This is a genomic window from Pelagibacterium lacus, from assembly GCF_003345525.1.
GTDB lineage: Bacteria > Pseudomonadota > Alphaproteobacteria > Rhizobiales > Devosiaceae > Pelagibacterium > Pelagibacterium lacus.
Genome location: NZ_QQNH01000004.1, coordinates 73,465 through 88,819, shown reverse-complemented (window position 1 = coordinate 88,819; position 15,355 = coordinate 73,465). Strand labels below are relative to the sequence as shown.

Genomic DNA, 15,355 nt, shown 5'->3' with positions numbered 1-15,355 from the left:
CATGGGCGCGGCGGGTCACCTTTGCCGGGACTGCCTCACCCACGCCGAAAGCCGGCGGGCCCCGCAACGCTGCCCGCAATGCGGCTCGCCGCGCGTGCTCTATCATGACGAACTGTTCGCCCTCTCGATCGCCCATATCGACTGCGACGCCTTCTATGCCTCGGTGGAGAAGCGCGACGATCCCAGCCTCGTCGACAAGCCGCTGATCGTGGGCGGCGGGCAGCGCGGGGTGGTCTCGACCTGCTGCTACCTGGCGCGCATGAGCGGCGTGCGCTCGGCCATGCCCATGTTCCAGGCCAAGCGACTGTGCCCCGACGCGGTGGTGATCAAGGTCGACATGCCCAAATATGTCGGGGTCAGCCGGCAGATCCGCGCCAAGATGGATGCGCTCACCCCCCTCGTGCAGCCGCTCTCCATCGACGAGGCCTTCCTCGATCTTTCGGGCACGGAAAAGGTGCACAAGGCCGCCCCCGCCGTGACGCTGGCGCGCCTCGCCAAGGCCATCGAGGACGATATCGGGGTGACGATCTCCGTCGGGCTGTCGCACAACAAGTTCCTCGCCAAGATCGCCTCCGAGCTCGACAAGCCGCGCGGCTTTGCGGTGATCGGAGTGCAGGAGACCGTCTCGCTCCTCGCCACCAAGCCGATCAGCGTCATCTTCGGGGTGGGCAAGGTGATGACCGAGACCCTGCGCAAGGACGGGCTGGTCACCATCGGCGACCTGCAGGCCCGCTCGGCGGAGGACCTGATGCGCCGCTATGGCGAGATGGGCGCCAGGCTCGCCAAGCTCTCCCGCGGCGAGGATTATCGCAAGGTCTCGCCCGAGCGCGAGACCAAATCGGTCAGCACCGAAACCACCTTCTTCACCGATCTCGCCGATTTCGATTCGCTCTCGACCGCACTGTTGTCGCTGTGCGAACGCCTGTCGGAGCGGCTGAAGAAGCAACAACTGGTGGGCGACACCATCTCGCTCAAGCTCAAGACCGCCGGCTTCAGGACCCGCACCCGCGCCCAGCACGTGATGATGCCGACCCAGTTGGCCACCTCGCTTTATGAGGTGGGACGGCAATTGCTGGCGCGCGAGATCGACGGTACGACCTTTCGGCTGCTCGGCATAGGTGTTACGGGACTGGAGCCAGCCGATGGGAGCGACCCGGCCGATCTGATCGAGCCCGGAATCGCCCGCAAGGCCGCGGCGGAACGGGCCATGGACCGGGTGCGCGACAAGTTCGGCCGCGACTCGCTCGTCCGCGGCAAGCTCTATCGCCAGCCCAAAGCACGAGACACCAAACCGGAGACCGACGATGACGATCGAACAGAAACTCAATGACCTGGGCTATGAGCTGCCCAAGCCCGCGGCGCCCGCCGCAAGCTATGTTCCGGTCAGCCGGTCGGGCAATATGCTCTATGTCTCCGGGCAATTGCCGGTCGGGCCTGACGGGATGATCAAGGGTCGGCTGGGGGACGGCACCGACGTGGAAACCGGGCAGAAAGCCGCCGCGATGTGCGCTGTGAACATCCTCGCGCAAGTCGCTCAGGTCGCTGATCTTTCCACGATCAAGTCCGTGCACAAGCTGACGGTTCTCGTGGCCTCCGCGCCCGATTTCTTCGAGCAGCACATCGTCGCCAACGGGGCGTCGGAATTGTTCATAAAAGTGTTGGGAGACGCCGGTAAGCACGCCCGCGCCGCCTTTGGCGTCGCGGCGCTGCCGCTGGGTGCGGCAGTTGAAATCGACGCCGTCATCGAGATCGCCTGAATGACCGACCCTGTTTTCGACACGCCCATTGCCCATCGCGGCCTTCACGACGCAGCCAATGGCGTGATCGAAAACTCCCGATCCGCCTTCGAAGCCGCGATCAATCGCGGCTTCGCCATCGAATGCGACCTGCAATTGACCGCCGATGGCGAGGCGGTGGTGTTCCATGACGGCGACATGGCCCGGCTGACCGGCCAGGCGGGCCGGGTCCGCGAAACCCCGGCCGCCGAAATCTGCGCCCTGCCCCTCACCGGCAGCGCGGCCGGGGATACGCCCCTGCGCTTTTCCGAACTGCTGGCCGGCGTCGCCGGCCAGGTGCCGCTGGTAGTCGAGATCAAGCAGCAGGATTTCCCCTACGATACGCGCGAGCTCACCGAGAAGGCCCTGGCCGATATCGCCGATTATTCCGGACCGCTGGCGTTCAAATCCTTCGACCCGCTGGCCCTGAGCACGCTGCACAAGGCCGGGTTCAAGGGGCCGCTCGGCATCGTGACCTTCGACTATCGCTCCCATGCCGACCACCTTTCCGGATTGCAGAGATTCCTTTTGCGCACCACCTTGCACAAGGCCGTCTCGCACTTCACATTCATATCGTGTGAGCAGACGCATCTGAGCCATCCGATCGTGCGGCTGCGTCGGGCGCTGGGCATGAAGGTCATGAGCTGGACCATCCGAACAGCCGACACGGCCGCGACCGCCAGGCGCCATGCGGACCAGATCGTGTTTGAAGGATTCGATCCCGACCTTGAGTAATGCACCGGAACTGACGATCTCGGTTCACCCCTCGACCGCCTCCATATCGGCATCCACCTGGAACGGGCTGGCCTCGGGCGGCCGGCAGCGGCCCGGCAATCCCTTTCTCGAACACGCCTTTTTCCGCGCGCTCGAAGAATCGGGCTGCGCGACGGGGCGGACCGGATGGCAGCCCCAGCACATCCTCATCTCGCGCGGCGATGCCCCGGTCGGGCTGATGCCGCTGTTCCTCAAATCCCATTCCATGGGCGAATATGTCTTCGACCATGCCTGGGCCGACGCGATCGAACGGGCCGGCGGCAAATATTATCCCAAGCTGCAAAGCTCGGTGCCCTTCACCCCGGCCAGCGCCCCCAAGCTGCTGACCGCCCATGACGACGCCGACGCGAAAATCCTGCTGCTGCAGGCCGCCGAAGCGCTGGCGGAACGGCTCGGCGCCTCCTCGGTGCACGCGACCTTCGTCACCGAGACCGAAGAAGCCATCGCCACCGCCGCCGACTGGCTGGTGCGCCACGACACGCAGTTCCACTGGACCAATGACGGCTTCGCGCGCTTCGAGGATTTTCTCGACACGCTGCAATCGCGCAAGCGCAAGGCCATCCGGCGCGAGCGGCGCGATGCGCTGGCCGACGGCATCACCTGCGAATGGGTGACCGGCAACGACCTCACTGAAGCCCATTGGGATGCGTTCTATGCGTTCTACATGGACACCGGCTCGCGCAAATGGGGCCGGCCCTATCTCAATCGCGAGTTCTTTTCCTGCATTTCGGCCAGCATGGGCGACAGGATCGTCCTGATGCTGGCGCGGGACGGCAGGGACTATATCGCCGGCGCGCTGAACTTTCTCGGTGACGACACGCTTTACGGCCGCAACTGGGGCGCGGTGCGCGACGTGCCGTTCCTGCATTTCGAGCTGTGCTACTATCAAGCCATCGACTTCGCCATCGCCCATGGGCTGAAGCGCGTCGAGGCCGGGGCGCAGGGCCAGCACAAGCTGGCGCGCGGCTATGCCCCGGTGACGACGCGATCGATCCACCACCTCGTGCATCCCGGACTGCGCCGCGCCGTCGCCGACTATCTGGCGGACGAGCGCAAATATGTCGAACTCCAGAATGCCGAGCTGGGCGACTACACGCCGTTCCGGAAGGGCTGACGCATTTGCCGCCCCGGGCCGATGCGCTATAGCTCTCCAAAGTCACAAGGAGAGAACGATGACGGCCTATGACCCGGACAATATTTTCGGAAAGATCCTCAAGGGCGAGATTCCAAGCCACAAGGTCTATGAGGATGACGAGACCCTCGCCTTCATGGACGTCATGCCGCAATCGCAAGGACACACGCTGGTCATTCCCAAATCGGGCTCCCGCAACCTGCTGGACGCCGAACCCGAGGTGCTGGCGGGGCTGATCAGGAAAACCCAGACGGTGGCCAGAGCGGTCAAATCAGCCATGGCGGCTGACGGCCTGCGCATCATGCAGTTCAACGAGGCGGCGGCTGGCCAGACCGTGTTTCACCTGCATTTCCACATCATCCCCATCTATGAGGGCGTGCCGCTCAAGCCGCATTCGGGCGACATGGCCGACCACAGCCTGCTGGCGACACAGGCGGAAAAGATCCGGGCGCTGCTCTGATCGCAAGAGTGGAAAACCCGGTGGACAATTGCAGGGATATGCTGTGCGGAACCGCACGCTGACGGCGCAAAAAAAAACAACCGGCCGCCGGGCTGCCCCGGCGGCCGGTTCGTCATTCAGGCCCCTTTGGGGATTACTGCGCCTCGACCTGTGCAAAAAGCGCGGTGATGCGATCCTGCGCACCCTCGGGAACCTCGACGGCCTTGGCCTCTTCGAGATTGACCGGATCACCCACGACGATCATGGCCACCATGCCCATCATGTAATGGGGCTCGCACTCGATGCCATAGAGGCCCGGCACGTCGAAGGTGATGGTCACCTCCTCGCTGAGCGGGCTGGAGAAGGCCTCGGCCCCCTCGGGGATCATGCCCTCGATGGTCGCCGCATTGTGGTAGGCGTCGGTGGGCACGAAGGTCACCGTATCGCCGGGCTCGATCTTGAGGAAGGCAGGTTCGAACACCATGAACTCGCCATCGCTGCCCTGATCGAGCATTTCGATCCGATGATCGGCGGCATAGGCCGCGGGGAGCGTGAAAGCGGCAAGAACCAGAGCTGTCGCGACAGATTTCAACATATGCATGTCAATCTCCTGACTTATTATGAATAGTTTTATCATATTAAATTGACCCGGCAATTGCCAGCCCAAAAGCGATCCGGCGCCCCAGGGGGCGCCGGATAAAAGGTCGCAGTCAGGAGTCCTGTTCGGCGTCCTTGGGCTTGGCCCTCCGGGTCGGCTTCTTGCCCCCCTTGGGACCGGTGATGGCCTTGGGACGCGCCGGGCGCGGCGGCACCGAAACCAGTTCGAGCCGCGCTTCGCTGCCCTCCCCGACCACGGTGACCGTGACCGAACCGCCCTTCTGCAGCAGGCCGAACAGCACTTCCTCGGCCAGCGGCTTCTTGACGTATTCCTGGATCACGCGGCCCAGGGGACGCGCGCCCATCTTTTCGTCATATCCACGTTCGGCCAGCCAACTGGCGGCTTCCGGGGTCAGCTCGATGGTGATGCCACGCTCGGCCAGCTGGCCCTCGAGCTGTAGGATGAACTTCTCCACCACGCGGTTGACCGTCGAGGGCGGCAGCGGCGCGAACGAGATGATCGCATCCAGCCGGTTGCGGAACTCGGGCGTGAACATGCGGTTGATCGCATCCTCGTCATCGCCCTCCTGCCGCACCCGGCCGAAGCCGATCGGCGACCGGGCCAGTTCGGACGCCCCCACATTGGAGGTCATGATCAGGATGACGTTGCGGAAATCGACCTGCTTGCCCGAATGGTCGGTCAGCTTGCCGTGATCCATCACCTGCAACAGGATGTTGAACAGGTCCGGATGAGCCTTCTCGATCTCGTCGAGCAGCAGCACCGAATGCGGATGCTGGTCGACCCCGTCGGTCAAAAGCCCGCCCTGGTCGAACCCGACATAGCCCGGAGGCGCGCCGATCAGGCGCGACACCGTATGCCGCTCCATATATTCGCTCATGTCGAAGCGCAGCAGCTCGACGCCGAGCGTGTCGGCGAGCTGCTTGGCCACCTCGGTCTTGCCGACCCCGGTGGGCCCGGTGAACAGATAGGAGCCGATGGGCTTTTCCGGTTCGCGCAGGCCGGCACGGGCCAGCTTGATGGCGGACGACAGCGCGTTGATCGCCTTGTCCTGCCCGAACACCACCCGCTTGAGGTTGGTCTCCAGATTGCCCAGCATCTCGGTATCGGACTTCGACACCGATTTGGGCGGGATGCGCGCAATGGTGGCGATGGTGGTCTCGATATCCTCGACGCCGATGGTCTTCTTGCGCTTGTCCTCGGTGACCAGCATCTGGCGCGCCCCGGTTTCGTCGACCACGTCGATGGCCTTGTCGGGCAGCTTGCGGTCGTTGATGTAGCGCGCCGAAAGCTCGACCGCCGCCGTGATGGCGTCGTCGGTGTATTTGAGCTTGTGATAATCCTCGAAATAGGGCCGCAGGCCCTTCATGATCTCGATGGCATCGGGAATGGTCGGCTCGTTGACGTCGATCTTCTGGAAGCGGCGGACCAGCGCCCGGTCCTTTTCGAAGAACTGGCGATATTCCTTGTAGGTGGTCGAGCCGATGCAGCGGATCGCTCCGGACGCCAGCGCGGGCTTCAAAAGATTGGACGCATCGAGCGCGCCGCCCGAGGTGGCGCCGGCCCCGATCACCGTGTGGATCTCGTCGATGAAGAGAACCACGTTCTCCTTCTTTTCGAGCTCCTTCATGATGGCCTTGAGCCGTTCCTCGAAATCGCCGCGATAGCGGGTGCCCGCCAGGAGCGAGCCCATGTCGAGCGCATAGATCACCGCGCCCTGAAGCACTTCGGGGACGTCGCCCTCGACGATGCGGCGGGCCAGTCCTTCGGCGATGGCCGTCTTGCCGACGCCGGGATCGCCCACATAGAGCGGGTTGTTCTTGGACCGGCGGCACAGGACTTGGATGGTGCGCTCGAGCTCGGCGGCACGGCCGATCAGCGGGTCGATCTTGCCGGCCCGGGCCTTGTCGTTGAGGTTGATGCAGAAATCGGCGAGGGCCGAATTCTGCTGCGGCCCACCGCCGGCGCTGCGCTCCTCGCCGGCCTCGAAGCCCGACCCGCCCTCATCGGCGCCACGGACCGGACGATCGGCCCCGCGGCCCGACTTGGCGATGCCGTGCGAGATGAAATTGACCGCATCGAGCCGGGTCATGTCCTGCTGCTCGAGGAAATAGGCGGCATGGCTCTCGCGTTCGGCGAAGATCGCCACGAGCACATTGGCCCCGGTCACTTCCTCGCGGCCGGACGATTGCACATGGATGACGGCGCGCTGGATGACGCGCTGGAAAGCAGCGGTCGGACGCGCGTCCTGGCCGCTGGCCACGATGAGGCTGTCGAGCTCCTCGTCGATGAATTCCTCGAGATCGGTCCGCAGGGCCTCGATGTCCACATCGCAGCCGGTGAGGACCGAAATCGTGTCGCGGTCTTCCGTCAGGGCGAGCAGGAGATGCTCGAGTGTCGCGAATTCGTGCGAGCGCTCGCGTGCGAGGTTCATCGCCTGATGCAGTGCCTTTTCAAGACCACGGGAGAATGAAGGCATGTTGGTCCTATCCTATTGCTTTTCCATCACGCATTGCAGCGGATGGGAGTTTCTGCGCGCGGCGTCCATCACCTGGGTGACCTTGGTTTCGGCCACCTCATAGGGATAGACCCCGCATTCCCCCACACCTTGGTTGTGAACATGCCACATGATCCGCGTGGCATCTTCCCGGGACTTGTTGAACACCTGCTCGAGGATCAGGATGACGAACTCCATGGGCGTGTAGTCGTCATTGAGCAGCAGGACGCGATAGAGACTGGGCTTCTTGGTCTTGGGGCGCGTCTTGGTCGCCACCCCGGTCTGGCCGCTGCGGTCGTCGTCATGCTCCCTGTCCGGCCCGGCGCGCAGCGCCCCTCCGTCGTCGGACGCAAAGGGCCGGATCCGTGTGATCGTGCCGGGGTATCCTAGGATTTTCAAGGTCCGTTCGTCCCAAATCAGAAAGGCGAGCTGGCCCCATTATGTAGGCAAAATCCCGGCCATGTTAAGGGGCCTTCGCGCGATCAATCACCTGTGAACCATCCGCCACAAAAATTGCGTCAAAGTTTATGCACTTTACCGATTTGTAACCGCGGCGCCCCTATCGTTCCGCCAGTTGACGATCCGGCGGCCGGTTGGGGGATGGGCCCGCGCGGATCTTAGAGTTGAGTAACGGTGCGGCGTCATTTTTCGTGCCGGTCCAGTAAAGAGTTGGAGTATCGGGTGCCGACCCTTCTGCGTATCGAATCCGCACGTGCCGCTTTTGCGCGCCATGTCCTCGTCCTCCTCGTAGCGCTCACCGCCGCTATGGCCGTGGCGACCCAGGCCCAGGCGCAGAACGTTCCCCGCGCCTATGCCGGGATCGTCGTCGACGCCAAGACCGGCCAGGTGCTCTACCAGGACAGGGCCAACGAGCTGCGCTATCCCGCATCGCTCACCAAGGTGATGACCCTCTATATCCTGTTCCAGGAGCTCGAAGCCGGACGCCTGCGGCTCGACAGCAAGCTCAACGTCTCCGCCCATGCCGCGGCGGCGGTGCCGACCAAGCTCTGGGTGCGCGCCGGTTCGACCATCAAGGTCGAGGACGCCATCAAGGCGCTGGTGACCATTTCGGCCAATGACGTCGCCCGCGTCGTGGCCGAGAACATTTCCGGCACCGAGAGCAAGTTCGGCGAGCGCATGACCCAGACCGCCCGCGCCTTGGGTATGAGCCGCACCACCTACAAGAACGCCTCCGGCCTGCCCGACAGCGGCCAGGTGACCACGGCGCAGGACCAGGCCATCCTGGCGCGCGCCGTCTATCTGCATTTTCCGCACTATTACGACTACTTCCAGGTGCGCAGCTTCACCTATGGCGGCAAGACCTATAACGGCCACAACGCGCTTCTGGGCCAGAATGGCGTCGACGGCATCAAGACCGGCTATATCAACGCCTCGGGCTACAACCTCATGACCGCCGCCCGCACCGGCAACCGCCATATCGTGGTGATCGGCCTCGGCTTCAACACCGGCGCCTCGCGCAATGCCCGCGTCGCGGAACTGGTGCGCACCTATCTGCCCAAGGCCCGCCAGGGCGACTATTGGCGCGAAGCGATGATCCCCCGTCCCACCCTGCTCGGCAACGGCATCGCCGTGGCCTCGGCCGGGGTCGCTGTTCCCCTCAACGGCCTGCCGCCGCGCCGCCCCAACAGCCTGCTTCCGGTGATCACCGAGGCCGAGGCGGCCTTGCAGGTGGCAGCCGCCACGCCCGCCGCAGCACCGGCACCGGCCCCCGCGCCCCAGCCGGCGTCGAACGAGCCCGAAACCATCCCCTTCCAGGTGGTGGCCGCGGCCGATATCCCATCCCGTCCGGGCGAAAGCGCGCTGGACCAGGCAACCTATGTGGCGACCGGCGTCATGCCCGAAAGCGCCCCTGCCTATCCGGCCAACGACCCGATCGGCGCCTGGATTGCAGAGACCATGAAGCTCGCCGAACCCGATATCGGCACGCTGCAGCCCGGCCAGATCCTCGTTCCGCCCGCCCCTATCGCCCGTCCGACCGATCTCATGACCACCAACAGCGCGGCGACGGTTCCGGGCGGCGGCTGGATCGTCCAGGTCGGCGCGGCCAATTCCGAACAGGACGCGCAGCAGATGCTGGCCACCGCCGCGCAGGAGCACGCCCAGCTTGCCGACCTGCGGAGCTATGTCGAGCCCTTCCAGCGCGACGGCGTCACCTATTACCGCGCCCGCTTCGCCGGCTTCGCCGACCGCACCCAGGCGCGCTCGACCTGCGACGCGCTCAGCCAGTCCGCCATCAACTGCCTGCCGGTACAGGGATAAGCCAAACCGTCATCCTCCGATTGGTGCAAATGTATGGAGTCGCCCCATGAGTGAATCGACCGGACTTTCCGATCTCAAGATCTTCAGCCCGCGATCGCCGCTGGCCTCCGAGGCCGCCGCGGTCCAGTCCGGCGCGCTGCATGCGATCATCCGCGGGCTCGAGGGCAACCGCCCGGTCCGCCGCCGCATGACCGACATGCTCTCGGTGGTGCTGGCGCTTTCGACCCGCACGCGCCGCATGGTGCTCCCCACCGTCTCGATCGACCTCGACGTCTTCGACCCCCAGGGCCAGCGCGCCCTGCGGCTCTACCTGCCCCGCGAGGACTGATCCCCGAGGGAACCGCGCTTCCCCCGCCGGCGTTGCCTCTCCGTCACGAGCACGGAGAGCGGCCATGGACCTCGAGGGAAAAATCGCACTGGTCACCGGCGCCGGGTCGGGACTGGGCAAGGCCAGCGCCCTCCAGCTGGCCCGGAAGGGCGCCGATGTCGCGGTGCTGAGCCGCACGAAAGAAGAGGTCGACGCCGTCGTCGACCAGATCGCGGGCATGGGCCGCACCGCCCTCCCCCTTTATGCCGATGTCTCCGACACCGCCGACATGCAGGCCGCCTTCGACACTATCGCGCAAGATTTCGGCCGCCTCGACATCGTGTTCGCCAATGCCGGGATCAACGGCACCTGGGCCCCGATCGACGAACTCGCCGCGGAGGATTGGGACCAGACCATCGCCGTCAACCTGCGCGGCACCTTCCTCACCCTGCACCATGCGGTGCCCCTGATGACCGCCCGGGGCGGATCGATCGTCATCACCTCATCGATCAACGGAACGCGGACCTTCACCACCGCCGGGGCCTCTGCCTATGCCACCACCAAGGGCGGGCAGCTTGCGCTGGGCCAGATGGCGGCGCTCGAACTGGCTAAGCACCGCATCCGGGTCAACATCATCTGCCCCGGAGCCATCGAAAGCCAGATCGACGAGAACACCACCCGCCAGAACACCGAAAAGGCGGCGGAACCGGCGGTCTATCCCGAAGGAAAAATCCCCCTCACCGATGGGGCGCCGGGAAAGGCCGAGGACGTGGCCGATCTGGTCTGCTTTCTCGGATCGGACGCGTCGCGCCATATCACCGGCACGCCGATCTGGATCGATGGCGGCCAGTCGCTGCTGGTTTAGCGCGCCTAAACCAGGGTATCTGCGAATTTGTGCGAAGAAGGCGCGCCGGATGCGGCCGTCGCCGTCGCCGGCGGGGCCAATCGCAGGTTCAGCGCATCCATGAGCTGGCGATATTCCTGCCGGGCGCCCACATGGCTCATGGTCGGCATGCCGCCCAGCATGGCCTCGTCGAGGGGGTCGAATACCGTCATGCCAATGGGGAACAGCGAGCGGAAGATCACCCGTTCTGCGATGCCGTCGGCGACGCGGCAGCCGACCCGTTCGGCGACCTGCTCGAGGCCTGCCTGGACCAGAATGGCATTGCGCGAATTGAGCGTCGACATGCGATTGCGCACCAGGACCCAGTCGATGGTCCGCCCATCGATGGCCAGCCGCTCGCGCCGCGCCTTCTGCACCAGCCGGGTGTAATGGCTCAGCTCCAGCACGCGGCCGGTGGCCGGATCGACCCGGGCAACCACGTCGAGATCGATCAGGCTGTCATTGATCGGCGTAATCAGCGTATCGGCCAGCGAATGGGCGATCCGGGTGAGATGGGTATCGAAGCCCGGCGTGTCGATGATCAGGACCTCGACCTCGCTCTCCACTTCGGCCACCGCCTGCCGGAATCGCTCGAACTCCATGCGGTTGTTGAGCGCGATGGAATCTTCCCGCATGCGCGGGAGATGGAAGTGGATGGGATGCGGAACCTCGAGCCCATGCGCCTGGGCCCATTCGCGCCGATTGCGGATATAGGCCGTGAAGGTCTGCTGGCGGCTGTCGGCGTCGATGGTGGCGACACGATAGCCTTCGTGCAGCAATTGGATGGCCAGGTGGACGGCGGTGGTCGATTTGCCCGATCCGCCCTTTTCATTCCCCAATACGATGACATGCGCATTGCGCTTCATCTGCATCGCCATCCCCGGCCCGATTTGAACGCGATGCAAACCATGTGTGCTTCGCTGGCATTGAGCAAGTGCGTAAAAGCCGCACCAGAGCAAAGATAGGATGGAATTTATTCAATTTTTATTAATAGATGCCGGAGCGTCTAGCGACGCTCCGGCACGATGATTCGGATGCCTCGGGATCAAATCCAATAGGGCGGGACGCCATAATAGGTATAGATGTCCATGGCCCGTTCGCGGTCGTTCCAATCGAAATCGTCGTCGGACCCGTGGCGCGGTGCCTCATCGAGCTCGGCCTTGGAGAGATCGGTGCGATAGCCGCCGATGCTTTCATCATAGGTTAGCTTGGCCCAGGGAATGGGATAGTGATCGTCCCCGATCCCCAGGAAGCCGCCGAAGCTGAGCACGGCATAGGCGACCTTGCCGCTGGGCTTGTCGATCATCACGCGTTCGATCGTCCCGATCTTGTCGTTGTTGAGGCTGTAGACCGCGGTTCCTTCGACCTTGTCGCTGCCGATCAGATTGCCCGATTCCCGCCGATCCAGATCGCGGGCGTTCAGTCCGTTGTCCATTCTGGGATCCATCGCAACTCTCCGTTCAGTGGTTTCACCACGTAAGGAACGGTCGAGACTCCTGCCGGTTCCTGCCCCGCGTCCTACAGGAGACCCAGCGCCGCCAGTTCCCGCGCCATGGAATCCGATGGCGCATCCTCGGACACGTCCATATCGGGGGGCGCGTCGTCCGGCGCGAGATAGCGCCAGCCCTGGAAGGGGCGCCGCGGATAGGGCTGGGTGCGGATGATGCGGGGGTCCATGACGATCTCGCAGCAGGCCCGCCCCTCGTGATCGGTTGCGGCGTCGAGCGCAACGATCTTCTGCCGGCACCTTATGACGCCGCCCATCACCCAATAGAGCGAGCCCTGCCCGACGATCTCGTCGGCCCTGCGCGGCATCATGCGGGTGCGGTGCACATTGAGCCCATCGGCCCGGCCCAGGCCCTGGGCGCGCCGTTCGGCCCGCCAGTTCACCAGGTCTTCGATGGAGGTCGCTCCGACACAGAGCTTGATGATGTTCATGGCATTCGGGAAAGCAAAATGGGGTGCCCGCTGGCGGACACCCCATTGTCTATCTGACTCAGTTGCCGATCGAAAGGCCTATCAGGCGCCGACAACCACCGAGACAATAAAACCAAGCGAGAGCAGGCCGACACATGTCCAGCTTGCGGCCCGCCAGCATACGGCCTTGGATTGGCTACGCATGCAAGCTCCTTGCGCTGTTGCACTCCGATGGCGGCAGGCGGGCCTGTCCATACCATCGATGAACGGTTAATTAACGACTGCGGCCGCGCTTTGCAAGCCATGGATTTGCCACAATCGAGCGCGGTTTTGCCGCACCCCGCCAGACGCTCAGAACAGGCCGAACCACCAGCCGGCCAGCGTAAGGAAAGCAAAGAACCCGACCACGTCGGTCAGGGTCATGACGAATGTGGACGAAGCCACCGCCGGATCGAGCTTGAGCTTTTCCAGGGTCAGGGGAATGAGGATGCCGCTGCCGCCGGCCACCACCATATTGACCACCATGGCCGCAGCGATCACGATCCCCAGCCCCGCATCGGCGAAGCGGAACCCGGTGATGAGCCCCAGAAGCACGGCGAAGATCGCCCCATTGGTCAGCCCGACCAGCAATTCGCGCCGTATCAGCCGCCAGGCATTGTTGCGGTCGAGCTCGCGCTGCGAAATGGCGCGCACGGTCACCGTCATGGTCTGCGTACCGGCCACCCCGCCCATGGAGGCGACGATAGGCATCAGGACGGCCAGGGCCACCATCTGCGAAATGGTGTCGTCGAACAGGCCGATGACCAGCGATGCCAGCGTCGCGGTGCCCAGATTGACCGCCAGCCAGGTGGCGCGGCTGCGCACCACGCCGGGCACGCTGCGCGAAATATCCTCGTCGCCGACGCCGCCGAGGCGATGGATGTCCTCATTGGCCTCCTCGTTGATGACGTCGACGATATCGTCGACGGTCAGGATGCCGACCAGCCGCCGCCCCTCGTCGACCACCGCCACCTCGATCTCATCATAGCGCTCGAAGATGCGCGCCGCTTCCTCCTGGTCGAGGGTGGCCTCGATCTCGCGGAGCTGGGTGTTCATCAGGTCTTCGATCCGCGTGGCGCGCTGCACGCGCAGGATACGGTCGAGGGGCAGCACGCCCAGAAGCTTGAAACCGGGATCGACCACATAGATCTGGTAGAATTCGTCCGGCAGATCGTCATTGGTGCGCAGATAGTCGATGGTCTGGCCCACCGTCCAGAAGGGCGGAATGGCGATGAATTCGGTCTGCATGCGCCGACCGGCCGAATCCTCGGGAAAATCGAGGCTGCGCTTGAGCGAGATGCGCTCGAACACCGGCATCTGCGCCAGAATCTCGTCGCGATCCTCCGCCTCGAGGTCTTCGAGGATGTAGACCGCGTCGTCGCTGTCCAGATCGGCCACGCCGCGGGCGATCTCGGAATTGGGCAAGGACTCCATGAGGTCGATGCGCACCGAATCGTCGACCTCGGTGAGGGCGAGATAGTCGAAGGCGTCCCCCAGCAGCGTGACCAGCCGGACCCGGTCGTCGGCGGACAGCGCTTCGATGACGTCGCCCATTTCCGATTCGTGCAGGGGCGCCGCCTGCTCGCGCAGGGCCTCGGCGTCGCCGGCCTCGATCGCAGCCCGCAGAGCGTCCAGCCAGTCCGGTCGCAGGCGGCCGTCCTCGTCATAGATCGGTTGCGGTTCGGGGGCTTCCGGGTCGTTGTTCACAGGCTGGTTCATTCCAACTCTCCTTTCCCGGTCATGACGTTCCAACGCCCGTTTCTGATAACACTCCAGCGGCCGACTCGAAACGGCCGAGAGGAAGTGCGCAGGCGAATTCAGCACGCTTATATGTATTTTTTCCGATCGCCCCGGCAGGCCATCCTTATCGATCGCCATGGGAGGCTCGCCGCCAACCCTCGGAGGCGGCGATGAAGGTGATGGTAGAGGACTGGTATCGTATCGGCTTGTGGACCCTGTGCGGACCCCTGCTCTGCATCACCATAGCCGTCGCCTATAACGGCATCGCCTTTGCCGGCGACCTGCCCGATATACGCTACCGCGCCATGATGGCGGCGATCGTCGTCCCCTCGATACTCGGCATTCCGCTGTTTCTGTGTTTCTCGCTCAAGCTGTGCGAACTGGCGGCGGTCAATCGCCGGCTCGGCGTGGTCGCGGCAACCGACGGGCTGACCAATTGCCTCAACCGCAACGCCTTCGCCGAAATGGTCGACCTGCGCATCGAAAGCCTGCTGTCGGCCGGCAAATGCCCCTATGGGGCGCTCCTGATCGTCGATGCCGACCATTTCAAGGAGATCAACGACCGCTTCGGCCATCAGCACGGCGACACGGCCCTCGCTGCCATGGCGCAGGCCATCCGCTCGGCGGTGCGGGCCGGGGATAGCGTTGGCCGGCTGGGCGGGGAGGAATTCGGCGTCTTCCTGCCTGGCGTCGACCGTTCGGCCGCGCAGGCCGTGGCCGAACGCCTGCGGCGCTCGGTCGAGGCGGTGCCCTTCTCCGCCAATGGCGAGCGCCATACGCTGTCGGTGAGCGTCGGCGGGGTGGTCTTCGACGGCGAAGCGCGCTTCTCCCTGCTGTTTCCGCAGGCCGACGAACGGCTCTATCTCGCCAAGCGCGAAGGACGCAATTGCGTGCGGCTGACGGGCTTCGAGGCCAAGTCCCCGACCCTGGCATTCGCCGAGCCCTGACACTATCTT

General features: G+C 64.4%; 16 protein-coding genes. 9 read left to right on the top strand and 7 right to left on the bottom strand.

All coding sequences use genetic code 11. From position 1 onward, the window contains the following. Nucleotide 1: 1 nt before the first annotated feature. From DVH29_RS04490 to DVH29_RS04470, 5 genes are read left to right on the top strand one after another with little or no spacing between them, the layout of a single operon-like run. A complete protein-coding gene (locus DVH29_RS04490; protein ID WP_114644964.1) occupies nucleotides 2-1,330 on the top strand; it encodes a DNA polymerase IV in 1,329 nt (442 codons plus the stop codon). Further along, entirely contained in the window at nucleotides 1,305-1,757 is a 453-nt protein-coding gene (locus DVH29_RS04485; RefSeq protein WP_114644963.1) for a RidA family protein, read from the top strand. Before DVH29_RS04490 ends, DVH29_RS04485 begins: the two co-directional genes overlap by 26 nt. Then, the gene (locus tag DVH29_RS04480) at nucleotides 1,758-2,510 is read left to right on the top strand and encodes a glycerophosphodiester phosphodiesterase family protein (RefSeq protein WP_114644962.1); all 753 of its coding nucleotides are present in this window, start codon (nucleotides 1,758-1,760) and stop codon (nucleotides 2,508-2,510) included. It abuts the gene before it with no gap. Further along, nucleotides 2,503-3,663: a GNAT family N-acetyltransferase gene (locus tag DVH29_RS04475; RefSeq protein WP_245944877.1), complete on the top strand. Its 1,161-nt coding sequence runs from the start codon at nucleotides 2,503-2,505 to the stop codon at nucleotides 3,661-3,663. The genes DVH29_RS04480 and DVH29_RS04475 overlap by 8 nt, the downstream gene beginning before the upstream one ends. A gap of 58 nt (nucleotides 3,664-3,721) precedes the next feature. Continuing rightward, nucleotides 3,722-4,141, top strand: coding sequence for an HIT family protein (locus DVH29_RS04470; protein WP_114644960.1), 420 nt, complete (start codon nucleotides 3,722-3,724; stop codon nucleotides 4,139-4,141). 133 nt (nucleotides 4,142-4,274) lie between these two features. Here DVH29_RS04470 and DVH29_RS04465 read toward each other — a convergent pair whose 3' ends face one another. The 3 genes from DVH29_RS04465 to clpS all read right to left on the bottom strand — a co-directional run bounded on the left by DVH29_RS04465 (nucleotide 4,275) and on the right by clpS (nucleotide 7,563). Continuing rightward, nucleotides 4,275-4,721, bottom strand: a complete 447-nt coding sequence (locus DVH29_RS04465) for a pseudoazurin (protein WP_114644959.1) — start codon at nucleotides 4,719-4,721, stop codon at nucleotides 4,275-4,277. A gap of 109 nt (nucleotides 4,722-4,830) precedes the next feature. Then, nucleotides 4,831-7,215 carry an ATP-dependent Clp protease ATP-binding subunit ClpA gene (gene clpA, locus DVH29_RS04460; RefSeq protein ID WP_114644958.1) on the bottom strand — a complete coding sequence of 795 codons (2,385 nt, stop codon included), beginning with the start codon at nucleotides 7,213-7,215 and terminating at the stop codon, nucleotides 4,831-4,833. Between the two features lie 12 nt (nucleotides 7,216-7,227). Beyond that, nucleotides 7,228-7,563 (bottom strand): ATP-dependent Clp protease adapter ClpS, encoded by a 336-nt coding sequence (clpS, locus tag DVH29_RS04455; protein WP_114645064.1) that lies wholly within the window; start codon nucleotides 7,561-7,563, stop codon nucleotides 7,228-7,230. 351 nt (nucleotides 7,564-7,914) lie between these two features. On the opposite strand from clpS, the gene DVH29_RS04450 reads away from it, so the two are divergent. The 3 genes from DVH29_RS04450 to DVH29_RS04440 all read left to right on the top strand — a co-directional run bounded on the left by DVH29_RS04450 (nucleotide 7,915) and on the right by DVH29_RS04440 (nucleotide 10,685). Further along, nucleotides 7,915-9,513 (top strand): serine hydrolase, encoded by a 1,599-nt coding sequence (locus DVH29_RS04450; RefSeq protein ID WP_147275996.1) that lies wholly within the window; start codon nucleotides 7,915-7,917, stop codon nucleotides 9,511-9,513. Nucleotides 9,514-9,559: 46 nt separating this feature from the next. Then, nucleotides 9,560-9,841 (top strand): hypothetical protein, encoded by a 282-nt coding sequence (locus DVH29_RS04445; RefSeq protein WP_114644956.1) that lies wholly within the window; start codon nucleotides 9,560-9,562, stop codon nucleotides 9,839-9,841. 64 nt (nucleotides 9,842-9,905) lie between these two features. Beyond that, a complete protein-coding gene (locus tag DVH29_RS04440) occupies nucleotides 9,906-10,685 on the top strand; it encodes an SDR family oxidoreductase (protein WP_114644955.1) in 780 nt (259 codons plus the stop codon). 5 nt (nucleotides 10,686-10,690) lie between these two features. Here DVH29_RS04440 and DVH29_RS04435 read toward each other — a convergent pair whose 3' ends face one another. The 4 genes from DVH29_RS04435 to mgtE all read right to left on the bottom strand — a co-directional run bounded on the left by DVH29_RS04435 (nucleotide 10,691) and on the right by mgtE (nucleotide 14,378). Then, a complete protein-coding gene (locus DVH29_RS04435; protein ID WP_114645063.1) occupies nucleotides 10,691-11,569 on the bottom strand; it encodes a division plane positioning ATPase MipZ in 879 nt (292 codons plus the stop codon). 179 nt (nucleotides 11,570-11,748) lie between these two features. Next, nucleotides 11,749-12,138 (bottom strand): PRC-barrel domain-containing protein, encoded by a 390-nt coding sequence (locus tag DVH29_RS04430; RefSeq protein WP_245944876.1) that lies wholly within the window; start codon nucleotides 12,136-12,138, stop codon nucleotides 11,749-11,751. An 83-nt stretch (nucleotides 12,139-12,221) separates the two neighbouring features. Next, nucleotides 12,222-12,641 (bottom strand): DUF1489 family protein, encoded by a 420-nt coding sequence (locus tag DVH29_RS04425; RefSeq protein ID WP_114644953.1) that lies wholly within the window; start codon nucleotides 12,639-12,641, stop codon nucleotides 12,222-12,224. A gap of 330 nt (nucleotides 12,642-12,971) precedes the next feature. Then, nucleotides 12,972-14,378: a magnesium transporter gene (gene mgtE, locus DVH29_RS04420; RefSeq protein WP_114644952.1), complete on the bottom strand. Its 1,407-nt coding sequence runs from the start codon at nucleotides 14,376-14,378 to the stop codon at nucleotides 12,972-12,974. Nucleotides 14,379-14,569: 191 nt separating this feature from the next. Here mgtE and DVH29_RS04415 point away from each other — a divergent pair, with 191 nt between their 5' ends. Beyond that, nucleotides 14,570-15,346 carry a GGDEF domain-containing protein gene (locus DVH29_RS04415; protein WP_114644951.1) on the top strand — a complete coding sequence of 259 codons (777 nt, stop codon included), beginning with the start codon at nucleotides 14,570-14,572 and terminating at the stop codon, nucleotides 15,344-15,346. Nucleotides 15,347-15,355: the final 9 nt, after the last annotated feature.